Annotated in this window: 17 protein-coding genes and 1 pseudogene; 13 read left to right on the forward strand and 5 right to left on the reverse strand. The window is 65.0% G+C overall.

Translation table 11 applies throughout. The features are described 5' to 3' along the window. The first annotated feature begins 10 nt into the window (after window positions 1-10). From OHQ90_RS34515 to OHQ90_RS34520, 3 genes are all read left to right on the forward strand, one after another. Complete coding sequence (locus OHQ90_RS34515) at window positions 11-229, forward strand: hypothetical protein (protein WP_328404771.1); 219 nt, start codon at window positions 11-13, stop codon at window positions 227-229. An 84-nt stretch (window positions 230-313) separates the two neighbouring features. After that, complete coding sequence (locus OHQ90_RS39660; protein ID WP_442941518.1) at window positions 314-847, forward strand: transposase; 534 nt, start codon at window positions 314-316, stop codon at window positions 845-847. Next, window positions 844-1,017, forward strand: coding sequence for a CsbD family protein (locus tag OHQ90_RS34520; RefSeq protein WP_328404773.1), 174 nt, complete (start codon window positions 844-846; stop codon window positions 1,015-1,017). Before OHQ90_RS39660 ends, OHQ90_RS34520 begins: the two co-directional genes overlap by 4 nt. A gap of 177 nt (window positions 1,018-1,194) precedes the next feature. Here the strand turns inward: OHQ90_RS34520 and OHQ90_RS34525 are convergent, their stop codons facing one another. Then, a complete protein-coding gene (locus OHQ90_RS34525) occupies window positions 1,195-2,403 on the reverse strand; it encodes an AI-2E family transporter (RefSeq protein WP_328404775.1) in 1,209 nt (402 codons plus the stop codon). A gap of 475 nt (window positions 2,404-2,878) precedes the next feature. Between OHQ90_RS34525 and OHQ90_RS34530 the strand changes: the two genes are divergently transcribed. Beyond that, window positions 2,879-3,034 carry a DUF6131 family protein gene (locus OHQ90_RS34530; RefSeq protein WP_328404777.1) on the forward strand — a complete coding sequence of 52 codons (156 nt, stop codon included), beginning with the start codon at window positions 2,879-2,881 and terminating at the stop codon, window positions 3,032-3,034. 168 nt (window positions 3,035-3,202) lie between these two features. On the opposite strand, the gene OHQ90_RS34535 is transcribed toward OHQ90_RS34530, so the two are convergent. Continuing rightward, entirely contained in the window at window positions 3,203-4,639 is a 1,437-nt protein-coding gene (locus OHQ90_RS34535; protein WP_328404779.1) for a CYTH and CHAD domain-containing protein, read from the reverse strand. Window positions 4,640-5,197: 558 nt separating this feature from the next. On the opposite strand from OHQ90_RS34535, the gene OHQ90_RS34540 reads away from it, so the two are divergent. The 6 genes from OHQ90_RS34540 to OHQ90_RS34565 all read left to right on the forward strand — a co-directional run bounded on the left by OHQ90_RS34540 (window position 5,198) and on the right by OHQ90_RS34565 (window position 10,314). Further along, window positions 5,198-5,896 carry a glycosyltransferase gene (locus tag OHQ90_RS34540; protein ID WP_328404781.1) on the forward strand — a complete coding sequence of 233 codons (699 nt, stop codon included), beginning with the start codon at window positions 5,198-5,200 and terminating at the stop codon, window positions 5,894-5,896. A gap of 34 nt (window positions 5,897-5,930) precedes the next feature. Next, window positions 5,931-6,890: an acyl-CoA dehydrogenase family protein gene (locus OHQ90_RS34545; RefSeq protein ID WP_328413309.1), complete on the forward strand. Its 960-nt coding sequence runs from the start codon at window positions 5,931-5,933 to the stop codon at window positions 6,888-6,890. Then, window positions 6,872-7,624 carry a PIG-L deacetylase family protein gene (locus OHQ90_RS34550; RefSeq protein WP_328404783.1) on the forward strand — a complete coding sequence of 251 codons (753 nt, stop codon included), beginning with the start codon at window positions 6,872-6,874 and terminating at the stop codon, window positions 7,622-7,624. The genes OHQ90_RS34545 and OHQ90_RS34550 overlap by 19 nt, the downstream gene beginning before the upstream one ends. After that, window positions 7,621-8,253, forward strand: coding sequence for a class I SAM-dependent DNA methyltransferase (locus OHQ90_RS34555; RefSeq protein WP_328404785.1), 633 nt, complete (start codon window positions 7,621-7,623; stop codon window positions 8,251-8,253). Before OHQ90_RS34550 ends, OHQ90_RS34555 begins: the two co-directional genes overlap by 4 nt. Window positions 8,254-8,553: 300 nt before the next feature. Then, entirely contained in the window at window positions 8,554-9,051 is a 498-nt protein-coding gene (locus tag OHQ90_RS34560; protein WP_328404788.1) for a GAF domain-containing protein, read from the forward strand. Window positions 9,052-9,324: 273 nt separating this feature from the next. Next, window positions 9,325-10,314, forward strand: coding sequence for an IS481 family transposase (locus tag OHQ90_RS34565; protein ID WP_328399578.1), 990 nt, complete (start codon window positions 9,325-9,327; stop codon window positions 10,312-10,314). Here the strand turns inward: OHQ90_RS34565 and OHQ90_RS34570 are convergent. Continuing rightward, window positions 10,297-10,500, reverse strand: a complete 204-nt coding sequence (locus tag OHQ90_RS34570; protein ID WP_328404790.1) for a hypothetical protein — start codon at window positions 10,498-10,500, stop codon at window positions 10,297-10,299. The two genes, OHQ90_RS34565 and OHQ90_RS34570, sit on opposite strands and share 18 nt — an antisense overlap. A 478-nt stretch (window positions 10,501-10,978) precedes the next feature. On the opposite strand from OHQ90_RS34570, the gene OHQ90_RS34575 reads away from it, so the two are divergent. After that, complete coding sequence (locus OHQ90_RS34575) at window positions 10,979-11,809, forward strand: IS5 family transposase (protein ID WP_328404792.1); 831 nt, start codon at window positions 10,979-10,981, stop codon at window positions 11,807-11,809. A 30-nt stretch (window positions 11,810-11,839) separates the two neighbouring features. Here the strand turns inward: OHQ90_RS34575 and OHQ90_RS34580 are convergent, their stop codons facing one another. Next, complete coding sequence (locus OHQ90_RS34580; RefSeq protein WP_328404794.1) at window positions 11,840-12,211, reverse strand: FAD-dependent oxidoreductase; 372 nt, start codon at window positions 12,209-12,211, stop codon at window positions 11,840-11,842. An 875-nt stretch (window positions 12,212-13,086) separates the two neighbouring features. On the opposite strand from OHQ90_RS34580, the pseudogene OHQ90_RS39665 reads away from it, so the two are divergent. Beyond that, window positions 13,087-13,309 (forward strand): annotated as a pseudogene (locus OHQ90_RS39665) (Hsp20 family protein); the annotation flags it as partial. Between the two features lie 143 nt (window positions 13,310-13,452). On the opposite strand, the gene OHQ90_RS34590 reads toward OHQ90_RS39665, so the two are convergent. Beyond that, a complete protein-coding gene (locus OHQ90_RS34590) occupies window positions 13,453-13,743 on the reverse strand; it encodes a MerR family transcriptional regulator (protein WP_328413311.1) in 291 nt (96 codons plus the stop codon). 853 nt (window positions 13,744-14,596) lie between these two features. Between OHQ90_RS34590 and OHQ90_RS34595 the strand changes: the two genes are divergently transcribed. Then, on the forward strand, window positions 14,597-15,031 hold the full coding sequence (locus OHQ90_RS34595) for an Hsp20/alpha crystallin family protein (protein WP_328413313.1): 435 nt from the start codon (window positions 14,597-14,599) through the stop codon (window positions 15,029-15,031). Window positions 15,032-15,262 lie beyond the last annotated feature (231 nt).

Consider the following 15,262-nt stretch of genomic DNA (forward strand, 5'->3'; position numbering starts at 1 on the left):
CCAGCCTGCCATGGCGGGACCTGCCCGAACACTCGGACCGTGGCAGACGGTGTGGAAACGCCACCGCCGCTACGCCACCGACGGCACCTGGGATCGGGTACTGACCGCGCTGGTGGCGCTGGCCTACACCACCGCTGACCTGGACTGGATCGTCTCGATCGACTCGACGATCGTGCGGGCTCACCAGCACGCCGCCGGCGCGGCGGCCGATTCGGTGACCGCGCTATGAGCCCGCCGATCACGCGATCGGGCGTTCCCGTCAGGGTTGACCAAAGTCCACCTGGCCACCGACGGCGCCGGTCTAGGCCTGGCCGTGCCGCTCACGTCCGGCCGCACCAATGACTCACCGCTGCTGCCAGCAGTGCTGGATGAGCTCGTGGTGCCGCGCCTCGAAGGCGGGCCGCCGCGCCGCAACCCGGACGTGACCATCGCTGACCGCGCCTACTCCACGGCATCGAACCGAACCCCGTTGCGGCGCAGACGCATCCACACCCCCATTCCGGAACCCTCCGACAGGTCGCCAACCGCAAACGCAAAGGCCACCACGACGGCCGGGCACCACGCTTCGACGCCGAGCTCGACAAGCGTCGCAACGTCATCGAACGCGCTTTCAACAAGACCGAGCACTGGCGCGCGGTCGCCACCCTCTACGACAAGCTCGCGACCACCTACCGTGCCGGATTCGTCCTGGCCCTCATCGTCGAATGGCTCAAATCACGGGGAGACACGGCCTAGTCGGGCGTCGCCTCTGCGCCGTTGTTTAGTGGCGCAAATACCGGCTATCCGCAAGAGGACCGGCTGGAAAACGCAGGCCGGGCACCTTCGAAGAAAGGGGCTCGCACCATGAGCGGTGTAGACAAGGCAAAGAACAAGGCCGAGAAACTCGCCGGTAAGGCCAAGGAAAAGTTCGGCGAGGCCACCGACGACAAGGACAAGAAGCACGAGGGCAAGGCCGATCAGGCCAAGTCCGACCTGAAGGATGCGGGCGAGAAGGTCAAGGACGCCTTCCGCGACTGACTCGACGCTCGCCGGCGTCGATCGCGAGCGGGTGACCCGCCGAGGTCATCCGCTCGACGCGCGCCGATTCCCGGTCTCCGCCAGCGTATTTCACCCCAAGAGGTTCGATGCGAGGCCGCATCGACCGCGCGTTGGTCTGCCCCCCCGCCGCGCTGTCATTGAGCCGAACCCAAATGGCTAGCGCTCGTCCAGAGAAGGCAACACCGTTTCATCGACGATCAGCAGCACCGCGGCAGCGACCGGGATGGCGAGCAGCGCACCGACAATCCCGAGCAAAGCGCCACCGAGCAGAACCGACACCACCGTCACGATCGCCGGCACCCGCACCGTTCTGCCGATGATTCTGGGCACGAGTACGTAGTCCTCGAACAACCGCAGGACGATAAAGAAGATGATGGTTGCCACCGTGACAGGCACCGACACGGTGAGCGCGACCAGGGCCACGATGATCCCAGCCAGGGTGGAGCCCACTACCGGGATCAAGTCGAGGACAGCGACCAGGACTGCCAGCAACAGCGGGTAGGGCACATCGAAGATCAACAGCCAGATAAAGGTCAAAACCGCGGTGATCACCGAAATGACCAAATTCCCCAAGATGTAGCCGCCGACCTTCACGAAGATCTCATCGCCGATCAGGATCGCCCGTGGGCGGCGTGAGCGCGGAAATAGCCGGTAGATCGACGCGCGAACCTGCGCGAAATTGGCCATGAAGTAGCCGGTCAGAACGGCGACGATCACTGTGCCGCTGACAATGCTGAAGACGAGCTGACCCGCACCGAGGACACCCCCGGCCAACTTCGAAGGATCGGACCCGAGCCCTTCCTGGACTCGGTCCTGGAGATGGAAGCGAGCGTCGAGCGCTTCGATGAGTGGATATCGTTGCGCAAGATGGTCGACGTAGTCCGGAGCGTTGTGAACCAGCGTGCTGCTTTGGTTGACCAGCGGAGGTATCGCGGCCGCGAGGAACCCTGCCAGCAGGCCGATCGCCACCACGAACACTGCGGCCACTGCGGCCCATCGCGGAAACCATGGTCGAACCAGCCACGACACGACAGGTTCCAGGCCTATCGCCAGGAATAATGCGATGGTGATCAGTACCAGCACTTGACTCGCGGCGAGTACTGCCTGGATCGCTGCGTAGGTCACCGCCACTCCGGCCGCGCCTGCCAAGCCGATCATGAACGGCGATCGCGCATCGAATCGTCGCCCCGGCTTACCCAGCGGATTCTGCGTCGTACTTGCCTGCGCGGCCGCAGCTTCCGCGGCGATGATCGGCCCGCCCTCGTCGGTGGTGTGGGGTTGCGCGACCAGGTCGCTGTGGACCTGCTCCGCCCCGTCGGCGGTGCGGGGGTCCTCGGTTCGGCCTGGGTCGGTGTCTTCGTTCATGGCGTGGGTCCGCGGGGATCTGCGACTGAGGCGGAGGAAATCATGTTCGTCGGCGGAAAGGGTCGTACGGTCATTGGTTGGTCGAAAAGCATCGACAAGCTCACCGACACTCGAGCGACGTCATCAGCGATCTACTGATCCGCAAGCTCGATGGGCAGGCTGCGAAGCCGGCTATTGAGCCACACTGAGCATACCGTGCACGCATATCAGGCCGATCTGTGTGCAGTGCAGCCGAACCGAAGACACCGTCGCACAATGCTGCTGAGCTGCGACTTCGATAAACAGGGGGTGTACATCCCTTGTCCTGAGGCGTCTACTGGAATATGTAGGCCATCGGGTTGATCATCGTGGCTCTGTTCCCGTGGTCGTGGTTGGGTGGGCGTAATGACTGGTGCTGACATTGCGCACACGATCGGATAGGAGCACCGGAGGGTTTCTCGGGCCCCTCGAATACAGAGAAACCAGGTAACTGGCCATGATCGTTCTCGGAGTCATCCTTCTTGTCGTTGGGTTCATATTCGGTATCCCGATCCTCTGGACCATCGGAATCGTGGTGCTCGTCATCGGGCTCGTGCTACTGCTGATGGGATCCATGGGACGCGCAGTCGGCGGCCGACGCCATTACTACTGACCCCGGGATCGCGTTCGCTATGACCCACGCGAATTACGTCGATGACGGCAACACTTCAACGCAGATGAAAGTACGCGGCCACCACGGAGCGGATCATGGTCCCTCACTACGTTCTTTTGGTTGGACAATCCCGCCGAGAAGCCGCGGCAGTGCAGCGGGAGGCTGTACCTATTCGCCTGCGGCAACTTCCGCGACACTCTGGCGCGTGCTTTCGCTGGCGTGCATCTCGTTCGCGTACAGCAGGCCGTAGGTGAAACCGTTCTCGTCGCCTGCCGTGCCCGCTGCTGTAGCGGTTCGCCACAGGAATTCGCTCGACACGATGCTGTCGTTGTAATCGCCGAGTAAGCGCTGAATCTTCTTGTAGTACTTGATATTCGACTTCGCGCGGGCGGGCTTTCGAACGGGTTTGTGTAATTCGGCGGCGTAGCGTGCACGCTTGGCGGCTTTACGCGCGCGGTGCAGCGATTCGTGTCGCTGGTTGCGCAACGCGGTCATCAACCGGCGGTCGGCCTTATCCGCGGCCCGGCGGGCCCGCTTCACGAGTTGGCATCGCCGGATCCGTCGCTCGAACGGCGGCTGTGATTTCCATGCCTGCAGGGTCGCGAGCAGTCGCAGGTAGCGGGGCGAGTTCATGGCCTCAGCGAGAGCATTGCGGCTCGGCAACTGCCGAGCCAGCAGCGTCGCATCGATCCGAGCAGCGACGGGACCCAAGATGAGTTCAGGCGGCAGGGCGTTGAGTTCATCGGCGAGGCGTCGGCGTTGGACGTGGCAATCGCGTATGTCGCCGAGCAGCGCTGCGTACCATTTCAGCTCATCGTCGATCTCGCCGACGGCACCGGAGGCCAGCAGCTTGCCGAACACGCGTAGCGTGCTGCGCAGTCGCCGCGTCGCGACGCGGGTGTCGTGGATCGGTTCCTCGCCTCGGCGTAGCCCGACGTCGCCGACGAAGATCAGGTCGATCTGCGTGGCCATGTATTCGTGCACGGCGTGTTCCGCCCGCGACTTGGTGACGGCCGGTCCGGATCGCTCCGGCAGTACATGAGACAGCTTGGAGGGGTAGCGCGACTCGCGTGCGCCGGCTTCGGTGAGCCGGTGCCGCAATATCGCGGGGACTTTGTTGGTGTGCGGGCCGAGCTCGACCTCGATCTCGCGCCAGGCAACCAGTTCGGCAGGCCGGTCAGCTGCGGTCGAGTCCACAGTGTCATCGTCGATCTCGACGATGAGTTCGCCGTCCGAACCGAAGATGCGGTGACGGCGGCGCAATGTATGAACCCTGGCGACCGCGTTCAACGGCCTACCCAGCGCGGCGCCGTTGACGACCTCGGCGAGTTCGTGCGGCAGCTCGTCCGACAGCTGGGCGGTCACTTCGACGCGACCGCTCGAGTGGGGGATCTTCAGCTGCCAGCCGGATTCGTCTTCTCCCTCACGGCGACGCAACGTCAGGTCGTGGGCGAGCAGGTCTCGCTGAGCGGTGTCGAAGTAGGTGCTGGTCAGCTCGACCGGGATCTCCTCGATGTGGCTATTCGCGACAAGGTCGTCGAGCCTCGGAAGAGTGAAGTTCCGGTCGACCGCCCATTTGCTTTCACGTTCGAGTACGTCCTTCATGAGTTACCGCATTCCCTGCAAACCGCACGTCAAACAGGGAAAAGCGATCTCGGTTGCCGCTGATCGCGCCGCAAGCTTCCCGACTAGTACGCCAGAGTTGGAATCGCGATCCGATAAGGCGTCGTTCAGTACCGCCGGACTCGCGGCATTCTCCGGTGCGACAGCCGCTGCCCGCTCATCGCATACCTCGAAGCGGCTCACCGCACACCGGTACTCGTTCTCCTTCGCGCCCTACCACGACCGGTACACGCGGTATCCAGGGCGGTCGGAGATCCTGGACTACCCGCGTCGCATCGCCACCGACCACAGGCTCGTCACGTCGCCACTCGAGCTTGCGGTTCGGGCATTCCCCGCAACAAGACTCGTTGCCACCGTAGGAGATCGCGATCGGCTTCGGGTCATCGTGGATTACTTCGGTTGTGGGTGTCGCGCGCACCGGCTACCCACGTGTGACGCTGGCTGTTTGCTCGCCGAGTCGCGGGGTAGCCGGGAACCATGAGCGACTCGGGATACGACCGGGCCCGTTCCACGGACACCGACCGACACGAGGATGCCTGCGTGATCGCTCGGGTCCTGGTCGTCGTTCCGGTTCGGGATGAAGAGCGGCTGTTGCCTGCCTGTCTGACGGCGCTGGCACGCGCGGCGGAGCGGGTGGATGTTCCGGTTCGGATCCAGCTCGTCCTGGACGCGTGTACCGACGCCTCCGCGCGGGTACCGACCTCGAACGTCGAGGTGATGGAGATCGACGAACGCAACGTCGGCGCGGCCCGTTCGCTGGGTTTCGCCGAGGCAGGCGCGACCTGTGGGGCCGAGACCTGGTTCGCCACCACCGACGCAGACTCCGAGGTCGACGGCTCGTGGTTGCGGGCGCAGCTGGGATACGCGTATAACGGCACCGATGTCGTCGCCGGGGTCGTCGGTGTGCGGAGCTGGGCGGATCACCCGGCAGCCGTCCGACGAGCCTACGAGAAGCAGTACCGCACGACCAGAGCGCACGGCCACGTGCACGGTGCGAATCTCGGTTTCCGGGCCGACGCATATTGGCGGATCGGTGGCTTTCGGCACCTGCGCACCGGTGAGGACATCGAGATGGTGGCGCGCATGATCGCGGCGGGCGGGCGGGTCACGTGGGCCGATGACGTGGTCGTCACTACCTCCGCGCGGCGAATCGGGCGTGCACCGCACGGATTCGCCGACCACTTAGGACGCATCGAACGGGCCGTGAACCCCCATCGCAAGGAGAGCCGAAGTGCCTGACATTGCCGAACAGGTCCTGCGCCGTTCCACTGGCATGGTGTCGAATGCTTTACGCGGACTGGCCGATTCGGGTCGGCTCGAGCTGCCGTATCCCGGATCGGGCCGAACTGTCGAACGCTGGCGCATGCTGGCCGCATTGGCGTTCGAGAACACGGTGGTCGGACGGCTGGCAGAAGCGCACGTTGATGCGGACGCGATACTGGCCGAGCTCGGAGGCAATGGGGTGGCCCGCGGTCAGATCTGGGGAGTGTGGGCAGCAGAGCCACCGAAGCCGGTGCTGCAGGCGCGATTCGAGGCCGGCGGTTGGACCGTGACGGGCCGCAAGCTGTGGTGTTCGGGAGCGACCATCTGTACCCATGCCCTCGTCACCGCCCGGGTGGGGAACGAGCGCAGGCTGTTCGCCGTCGACCTCGGACAGTCCTCGGTCCGCACCGTGCCGGGTACCTGGCATGCCGTAGGTATGCGGGAGTCCGATTCCGGTGCAGTCGATTTCGATGAGGCCCCGGCTGAACCCATCGGCGAACCCGGTGCCTACCTGACGCGTCCCGGCTTCTGGCACGGCGCGATCGGAGTGGCCGCCTGCTGGTACGGCAGCGCCTGCGCCATCGCCGGGATGCTGCACGACTATGTCGCCGCGGGCAAGGCCGACGAGCATGCCTCGGCGCATCTCGGCGCGGTGCTGAGCGGACTGTATGCCGCCGGGCTGTGCGTGACCGACGCCGCGCACCGGATCGACGAAGACCCCCTCGATGCGTCGGCGACGGCGCGGCTGCGCGCCAGGACCGTGCGCGCGGTGGTCGAAGACGCGGCCACCACGACCATCGACCGTGTCGGGCGCGCACTCGGCGCTGGTCCACTGTGTACGGATGCCGAGCACGCGCAGCGTGTCGCCGACCTCACCGTCTACCTCCGCCAGAGTCATGCGGAGCGAGACCTGGCCGATCTCGGCCGCGATTACGCGGAAAAGGAGTTCTCATGGTTGCCGAGCCGATGATCGATCTTGCTGTTCGCGGTACTCCGGACGATGTCTGGGCGCTGTGGCGGTGTGGTCGCCCCGAACTGTCCCTTGCCGGGTGGCGACATTTGGTTGTCGTTGCTCCGCATCCCGACGACGAGATACTCGGCGCCGGTGGTTTGATCACATTGGCGCGCTCGACCGATGTGCCGGTCACGGTGGTCACCGTGACCGACGGAGAAGCTTCACATCCCGGTTCGCCCACCTGTTCGCCGACCGAACTCGCCGATCTACGTGTCCAGGAATCTCGGCGTGCGGCAGCCGAACTGGGTTTCGGACCACCCATTCGGCTGCGAATCGGAGACGGCGCCGTAGCGGCACAGCAAGCGGCGGTGACCGATGCCCTCGCGGAGATCCTCACCGCATGTGGGCATACCGGCGCCTGGTGTGCGACGACCTGGCGGCGTGATGGTCACCCCGACCACGAAGCCGTCGGCCGGGCCGCAGCCGCGGCGTGCGCCGGCACCGCGACCCGATTGCTCGAATTTCCGGTGTGGATGTGGCACTGGGCGACACCCGAACACCCCCTGGTCCTCGTGACCCGCGTGCGGACGTTGACGCTGCCGGAGGTCGTCATCAACGCCAAGTCGCGCGCGATCGCGCACTTCCGCAGCCAGACCAGCGCCCTGTCGGACGATCCCGCCGACCAACCGATCCTGCCGCCGCACCTGCTCGACCGCTTCACCGGCGCGACAGAAACGTTCTTCGTATGAGCGAGACACGCCTGACAGCAGGCTATTTCGACGACATGTACGCCCGCGAATCCGATCCGTGGGGGTTCACCACGCGCTGGTATGAACAGCGCAAGCGGGCACTGACCATGGCGGCACTACCGAAGCCGCACTACCGCAATGCATTCGAACCCGGCTGCTCGATAGGCACCCTCTCCGCCGAACTCACCACCCGTTGCGATCGACTGGTGTGCACCGATGTTGTGGCGCAGGCGCTCGATTCGGCCAAGGCCCGGGTCGAGCGCCTGCCCTACTCCACGCGAGGCACCGTCGAATTCCGCCGCTGGGCACTCGGCGAGGAATGGGTCGACGAGCGATTCGACCTGATCGTTTTCAGTGAGGTCTGCTATTACCTCGACGCCGCGAGCCTCCGTGCAGTGTTCGACCGCGCCGTCGAACACCTCGAACCCGGCGGCACTGTGCTGTGCGTGCACTGGCGACGAAAAGTGCCGGAGTACCCGATGTCCGGTGATCAGGTCCACGCGATCGCGTGCACTACTCGCGGCTTGTCGACGCTGGCGCACTACCGGGACGAGGACATGTCCATCGATGTCTTCACGGCGGTCGATCACGAGCCGACATCCGTCGCGCAGGCCGAAGGGATCAGGTGACACACCGGCTCGGTAGCCAACCCCTGTGCTCGCTCCCCCTGCAGGTCGTGCACGAAATTTCGATACGCCACCGGCCGCTACCCAGGCGGCACTGACCGCGGCAATGGCGCGACGCCAGTAACCCCGGCCTTCCAGCCGCAGCCATTGCCTCTACACAATCATCCAATTCCCACGAATCGAACACACCGGTCGGTTGCTGGGTCGATACTGGTCGGGCACTGCTGTTACCTCAGCGCCGTCGGGCAGAGGTAATCCCGTCTGCGTAGCGATGGACTTTCCGAGCGAGGCGAGGGGTTCACGATGCCGCAGTTTCTGACCACTCCGGCTACCGACAAGCGCCTCGGCCTGGACTCCAAATATGTGGTGGTGCGCCAACTGATCGCCTTGGCCACAGCGCAGGTGCCTGGACACCCCGCGGTGGGAATCACCACCTACCGGCGGGGCGAGCTCGCTACGATCGCCGCCTCGACGCCGCGCGCGCAACAGTGCGAACACGCCCAGCTGACCTACCCGGCGGGGCCCGTATTGGAGTGTCTCGTCGCCGCGTGTCCGGTCACCGTGGCCGACCTCATAGTCGAGCACCGATGGCCGGACTGTATTGCCCGGTTGGTCATGCTGGGTGTTCGGTCACTGCATTGCCAGCCTTTGATCGCAGCTCGCGACCGCACCGCGCTCGGTGTACTCACCTTCTACTCGCCTTACCGCACCAGCTTCGGTGGCCCCACCGAACGCATCATCCAAAAGGTGGCGCTTCGGGCCGCGACCATCCTGGCCCGCGACACAGCCATCACAGCGTGAGAACCTGCGCCATGCCTTAGAGCGCATCTGAGAACTCGGCCTCAGGTGCGCTTTGAGGCTTATTCGGTCCTGATCCCTGTCTTCGGGGTCGTGTCCGGCTGTGGTGCGGCGCGTTCGACCGGTCGCGGTGAGCTGGGGCAGTGCGTTCACACGTTAGGGCGGGCTAGTTGTACTGACCATGGACGTTGGTGACGGCGTGGCGAGCTGACATGGCGAAGACCTCCGAGTGAAGTGCGAGCTGTCTAGGAACGCATTCACCTGTCGGAGGTCTTCGTGTCTCACCGTAATGCCCCGCTCACGGAGTTGGGCCGGTTGCGTCTTGCTCGTTGTGTCGTCGATGAAGGTTGGCCGCTCCGCCGGGCGGCCGAACGGTTCCAGGTCTCGGCCACCACCGCGTCGAGGTGGGCGGGTCGCTATCGCCTGCAGGGCCCGGCGGGCATGGTCGATCGGTCCTCGCGACCACATCACAGCCCGCGCCGGACACCGACTCGCACCGAACGCCGCATCATCAAAGTTCGTGTGCTGCGCCGATGGGGACCGGCCCGCATCGCCTACCTACTGGGCTTGCATCCCTCGACGGTGCACCGGGTCCTGACCCGCTACCGGCTGGCACGGCTGCGCTGGCTCGACCGCGCCACCAGCCAACCGGTACGCCGCTATGAACACGATGCCCCGGGCGATCTGATCCACATCGACGTCAAGAAACTCGGCAAGATCCCCGACGGCGGTGGCTGGCGCAAGCTCGGCCGTTCCGCTGGCAACCGAAATTCCCAGGCGCACAAGCTAACCAGGGTCAACAATGTTCACGGCAACCCGATGCACGGCTACCACTACCTGCACACTGCCCTCGATGATCATTCCCGGCTGGCCTATACCGAACTCCTCGGTGACGAGCGCAAGGAAACCGCCGCCGCGTTCTGGGCACGCGCCAACGCCTGGTTCACCGCCAACGGCATCATCACCCGAAAGGTGTTGACCGACAACGGGTCCTGCTACCGATCCCGCACCTTCGCCGAGGCCCTAGGGCCGGTGGTCCACAAACGCACCCGTCCCTACCGGCCCCAAACCAACGGCAAGGTCGAACGCTTCCACCGCACCCTGGCCGACGAGTGGGCCTATGCGCGGCTCTACCGCAGCGATGTTGAACGATGCGCAGCCTTCACCACCTGGCTCCACACCTACAATCACCACCGCGGCCACACCGCACTCGCAGGCCACCCGCCCGCTAGCCGCGTTACTAACCTCTCAGGTCAGTACAGCTAGCGCATCATCGAGCGGAACAGCGTTGCGTGCGGCGAACTTGCGGCGGGCGCGAAGTTCGGCCCGGGTCCGCGGCCGGTACTTCGGTACCCGGCCACAGCCGCACGGTTCGAAACCCTCGTAACGCAATCCGGCGCCGACCACGGCAGCGACTACCGACCAAGCCCGGGTGTCACGGCGAGTGGGCACCGCGAAATCATGCCCCGCACACAACATCGATTTACCGCATCGCGGGCAACGGTGCGCTACACCGGCAGTCGGCGGGTGCCGCTTGAACGACACACGGCACGCAACGCACACATAGTGCAGTTTGTAGTGCACGAAAGCGTAGGTACACATGAAGCGACGGTATCCCCGATTGGTCCGGCCAGGCCATCGCTTTCCACCAGCGTTGGGGAGTTCCCGTTGGCCGACCTTCTGCTCGGTCGACGCTTTGGGCCGGGGGTTCGATCTTGGTCAGGCCGGAAGGGGCGGGTCGATCGTTCGTCAGGCGTGGCGTCGCTATGGGGCACTCACCGTGCACGATGCTCCCGTCAGCGGGCTCGGTGGGTTCGTGCGCACGGATGACCTGTGCGCGCAACCTGCCCGATTCCCGGTACGGCAAATGTAGAGGGGCTCCCGGTACGACTGACGTTTCCACACTATCTGTCGTAACCCGAGAGTCCCTGTGCCAGTGTCGCTTACCTGCTCGTGTTCGTCGCGCCCGGCTCACAAGTCGCCGGTCGAGTCGCCGAAGTACTCGTTCTACCCTTCCTCGTCGCTGACCGACCCCGAGTGGACGCTGCTCGAGCCGCTGTTGCCGCTGCCAGGCAATCACGCTGGCCGCGGCGGGCGGCCGGAGAAGTGGCCGCGGCGGCTGGTGTTGGACGCGGTCTTCTACCTGGTGCGCGGCGGGATTGCCTGGGCACAGCTGCCGCACGACTTCCCGCCCGCGAAAACCGTGTATGACATCTATCGGCGGTGGACAAAAGCCGGTGTATGGCAACGCATCCACGACGTGTTGCGGGACCGGGCACGAGTGCAGGCAGGGCGTGACCCGCGGCCCACTGCCGCGGTAATCGACTCGCAGACCGTTCGTGGCGCCGACACCGTCGCCGCCGGTACGACCGGTTACGACGCGGGCAAGAAGATCAAAGGCCGCAAACGCCACATCGCCACCGCCACCAGCGGACTGCTGCTGGCTATCGTGGTGACCGCCGCCTCGATCCAGGACCGCGACGCCGCCCACCGGCTGCTGACCGCCCTGCGTGCCCGCTTCGCCACAGTGCAGGTCGTGTTCGCTGACGGCGGCTACGCCGGACGGTTGGTCGAATGGGCGAAAGCAGTTCTGGCGCTGACGATTCAGATCGTGAAACGCAGCGACACCGCGACCGGTTTCGAGGTGCTGCCCCGCCGCTGGGTTGTGGAGCGGTCGTTCGGCTGGCGGAAGGGGATTCGAGTCAACAGCGTGGCTCCCGGCCCGATCTGGACAGCGGATGAATCGCGGAACATCGGCTAGGCACCGGCTGGCGCGCGGCAAGTTCCTCCGTCACAGGGGCTCCTCAGCGCCCGGCCTCGGTGAACTCGGATATGCCCTCACCCACCCTCGCACCGTACGCCGCGGCTCGCGCTGGGTAGCTACGTCGTGGTCAGCGCAGAACTGCAGCAGCCACTGTTGCCCTTCACGGTTGGCCGCGACATAGGCGCGTAACGTCGCTTCGGAGTGTTTCTGGGCGATCCTCGAAAGATGGGTCCCCTGCAACAGGCTGAGCTTCGCGGTGGTGTTTCCGGTCGCGGCGGCGCCCAAGCTGCGCGCCTCGACCAGCGCTACCTCGGCGCCGTCGCGAGCGAGCAACAGCGCGGTGGCTACACCGGTGAGGCCGCCACCGACGACTACGTGGTCGAACCGCGATCCCGGCACCAACGTCGGGTATGTCGTCCTCGAGGGCGCTCGGTCCAGCCATAAGGAGGTCACGCCTGCCGAGTGCCCCAGCGCGCCACCACGAAACTTCGATCTCCGACCAAACCTGGAGACCCTGACAGCGAGCGCAGACTTCAGGCCACCACCATGTGGGCGAGGAGTTCGAATACCTGGACCTCGACTCGTTTCATTGGCCGTATCGCGGGGGAATGGCAGCGCTGGTCGGGTGCCCATGCACACCAGCGCGGTTGCCTGCTGTAGCGAGGTCGAGGTAGCGGTGGCCGCGGGAGGTAGTGCTCAGGGATGCTGGCGAGGGGCGGGGACGCGATCCCCCAACCTCGTTCCGTTGAGGCGGGCGGCCCGACCTCGGCATCGAAATCTCTGCGCCCCGCGTGGGCACTGAGGAGTCCTCGAGGCGGCCAGGACGCCGGTTCAACCGCGCCGTCGGCGTCACCGTGGATGGTGGTCGGCACGGGTCGAGCCACGCCGCGTTAGGTAAGACTTCCGACGCTGCCGAACCTCTGGCGCCGCCGTCGATCACGTGCCACCCGAGGACCGCTGGTCCCACGCCCGCGGGTCTAACGACCCATCCGGGTATCGCTCTACCCGGCGACGACAAGGTCAGTCAACCGCGCCAGTGACTCCTGGTTGCGTGGTCTCAACACGGTGGCCTGCACGGCGCTGGGAAGTAGTCGGCCCGGGCCCTATTTACGACACCACTACACCGGCATGATCCCTACCGGCATCGTTGCTAGATCGGACGGTGGGCGGACGGTTGGATGTGTCTCATAGTTGCCTGAAGGCGACCGGAATGCCCGCCCACGTCTCGGAGCCCTCATGCCCGCCCGGAATTCCGTAGAGCACGTCATCGGGAGGTGTTCGGCACGGCGGCCCGTCCCACAGTGATGCCGATGGATGCCTGGCGCGAGGGCGATGAGTTCGTGGCCGAGTTCGATCTGCCCGGTATCGACCCGAAGTTTCTGGACCCGGATATCGAGCGCAACGTGGTAACCGTGCGAGCCGCACACCCGGAGCTGGACTCCGGCCGGGAAATGATCGCCGCGGAACGTTCCCGTGGGGTGTTCAGCCGGCTGTTGATAAGTGTGGCCACTCCGCGACGAGATCAAATCCCGCACACGGGGTCAGATCACCGAGTTGCTGCCCACCCACGCGTGACCTTCCAGTCGGCAGCGCGAATCGGTTCCGCCTGTTTCGACAGCGGATCGGCCGCCGTTGGTCCGTCACTCCGGCGGGTGCCGATCCTTGCCCCGGCCATCTCGGAGGGTTTGCTGTAGTTCGCTGTTGATGCGCTGGGCTTCGGCGAGCTGATCTTCGAGGATGACGATGCGGCACGCGGCCTCGAGTGGGTTGCCTTCGTCGACGAGTTGCCGGACCCGAGCCGCGATACGCAATTGGTAGCGAGAGTAGCGGCGGTGGCCACCCTCGGAGCGTTGCGGGGTCAGCAGTTCAGCGGCGTCGAGACCACGCAGGAAGGCTTGAGTGACTCCGACGATTTCCGCGGCCCGGCCCATGCTGTAGGCGGGGTAGTCATCGTCATCGAGCCGGTCGGCGGGCGTGCTGTCAGGGTTCGCTTGCGGATCTTCCACTACACCTCTCGAGGATTTCATGCCTCCAGGCCCCGGCGCGTACAGCGCCAGGGCCTGGGGTCGATCTATCTGTTGTTTCAATTCCGACTATCGGCCGGCAAGGCCGGTGTCGCACACCGCGTCCGGACATGTGCACAGGGACGCGTAGTGCGTATGTGTTTGCTCGTAGACCACCTCCCGGTTCGTTGGATGCGCACCCCCGCGCCAACCAGCGACGCGGTCCCGCTCGGAAACTCGTCGAGACGCTTCCTGCGCTTACTTGCGGTGTTCTTCGTCCCCTCCGGCGGTACAACCAAACATCAACTACTTCACTTCACCCCAGCCGGAGGGGACGGCCGAACCTAACATCTTCCGGGCAGTTCATCTCTGCCACGGCCACCGGACTTCCTACTCTCTGAACAAGAGCGACAGTACAACAGTACGCATCGGTTGTCTACATTCACCACTACAGTTTTTCCCTCGCTGATCCGTAGCCCGCTCCACCATTCACGGCCGCAACCGCTCGACCGTCACGAGCGGCGACCCTCGCGTGGCGAGACCACGCCCAACAGCACTCCTCGAACTCGGCCAACAGCACGCGGGTGCATGAATAAACCCGGCGTACAGGCCTTTCCCGGCTGAGACGGCGCGCCCGAAGCAGCGCACCATCCCACAGGGTTACGCCAGGGACGAATCCTGTCGACGCTCGCTGGTTGCACACAGTCACCCCCGGTGCTATAAGAAATATGCACCCAGTGGCACAGATTATCTTGCCAGTAGATTCGAGATGAAAGGACAGTTGGAGGTGGCGACCATGTTGATGCGTACCGATCCGTTCCGGGATCTGGACCGGTTCACACAGCAGGTATTCGGCACTGCGGCACGTCCGGCGGCGATGCCGATGGATGCGTGGCGCGAAGGCGAGGAATTCGTGGTCGAGCTGGATCTACCCGGCGTCGATCCGGATTCGCTGGATCTGGATGTCGAACGCAACGTACTCACCGTGCGAGCACAGCGTCCGGAGTTGAACGCGGGCCGGGAATTGATCGCCGCGGAACGAGCACGGGGCGTGTTCAGTCGGCAGTTATTCCTCGGCGAGTCCCTCGACACCGAGGCCATCAGCGCCGACTACAACGATGGTGTGCTGCGACTTCGCATCCAGATCGCAGAGAAAGCCAAGCCACGCAAGATCAACATCGAACGCAGCAACCGACGGCAGGCGATCAACGCCTGACACGAACGAGTACGCCGGAAAAGAACAGGTACTCCGCGAGCCCGGCCATCTCGGCCGGGCTCGCTTCGTGCACGTCCCTGCCCAGCACCTCGACCGGCCGAACAACCGCTCGCTGAGACCGACCCGATCGTGTGGGATACCGGAACAACGCGACGAGCGTTCGCTGTCCTCGTTACTCCGGCCGACCATGTCGACTGCTCGGTCCACGAGCCCCCGACGTGCGGATTCTGC

Source organism: Nocardia sp. NBC_00403 (genome assembly GCF_036046055.1).
In the GTDB taxonomy this organism is placed as follows: domain Bacteria; phylum Actinomycetota; class Actinomycetes; order Mycobacteriales; family Mycobacteriaceae; genus Nocardia.

Excerpts from the sequence above, each read along its gene's own strand:
- OHQ90_RS34530 (WP_328404777.1), top strand. The coding sequence starts at position 2,879 with ATGATCGTTCTCGGAGTCATCCTTCTTGTCGTTGGGTTCATATTCGGT.
- OHQ90_RS34590 (WP_328413311.1), bottom strand. The coding sequence starts at position 13,743 with ATGGGCCGGGCCGCGGAAATCGTCGGAGTCACTCAAGCCTTCCTGCGT.
- OHQ90_RS34535 (WP_328404779.1), bottom strand. The coding sequence starts at position 4,639 with ATGAAGGACGTACTCGAACGTGAAAGCAAATGGGCGGTCGACCGGAAC.
- OHQ90_RS34545 (WP_328413309.1), top strand. The coding sequence starts at position 5,931 with ATGGTGTCGAATGCTTTACGCGGACTGGCCGATTCGGGTCGGCTCGAG.
- OHQ90_RS34525 (WP_328404775.1), bottom strand. The coding sequence starts at position 2,403 with ATGAACGAAGACACCGACCCAGGCCGAACCGAGGACCCCCGCACCGCC.
- OHQ90_RS34555 (WP_328404785.1), top strand. The coding sequence starts at position 7,621 with ATGAGCGAGACACGCCTGACAGCAGGCTATTTCGACGACATGTACGCC.
- OHQ90_RS34520 (WP_328404773.1), top strand. The coding sequence starts at position 844 with ATGAGCGGTGTAGACAAGGCAAAGAACAAGGCCGAGAAACTCGCCGGT.
- OHQ90_RS34560 (WP_328404788.1), top strand. The coding sequence starts at position 8,554 with ATGCCGCAGTTTCTGACCACTCCGGCTACCGACAAGCGCCTCGGCCTG.
- OHQ90_RS34550 (WP_328404783.1), top strand. The coding sequence starts at position 6,872 with ATGGTTGCCGAGCCGATGATCGATCTTGCTGTTCGCGGTACTCCGGAC.
- OHQ90_RS34515 (WP_328404771.1), top strand. The coding sequence starts at position 11 with ATGGCGGGACCTGCCCGAACACTCGGACCGTGGCAGACGGTGTGGAAA.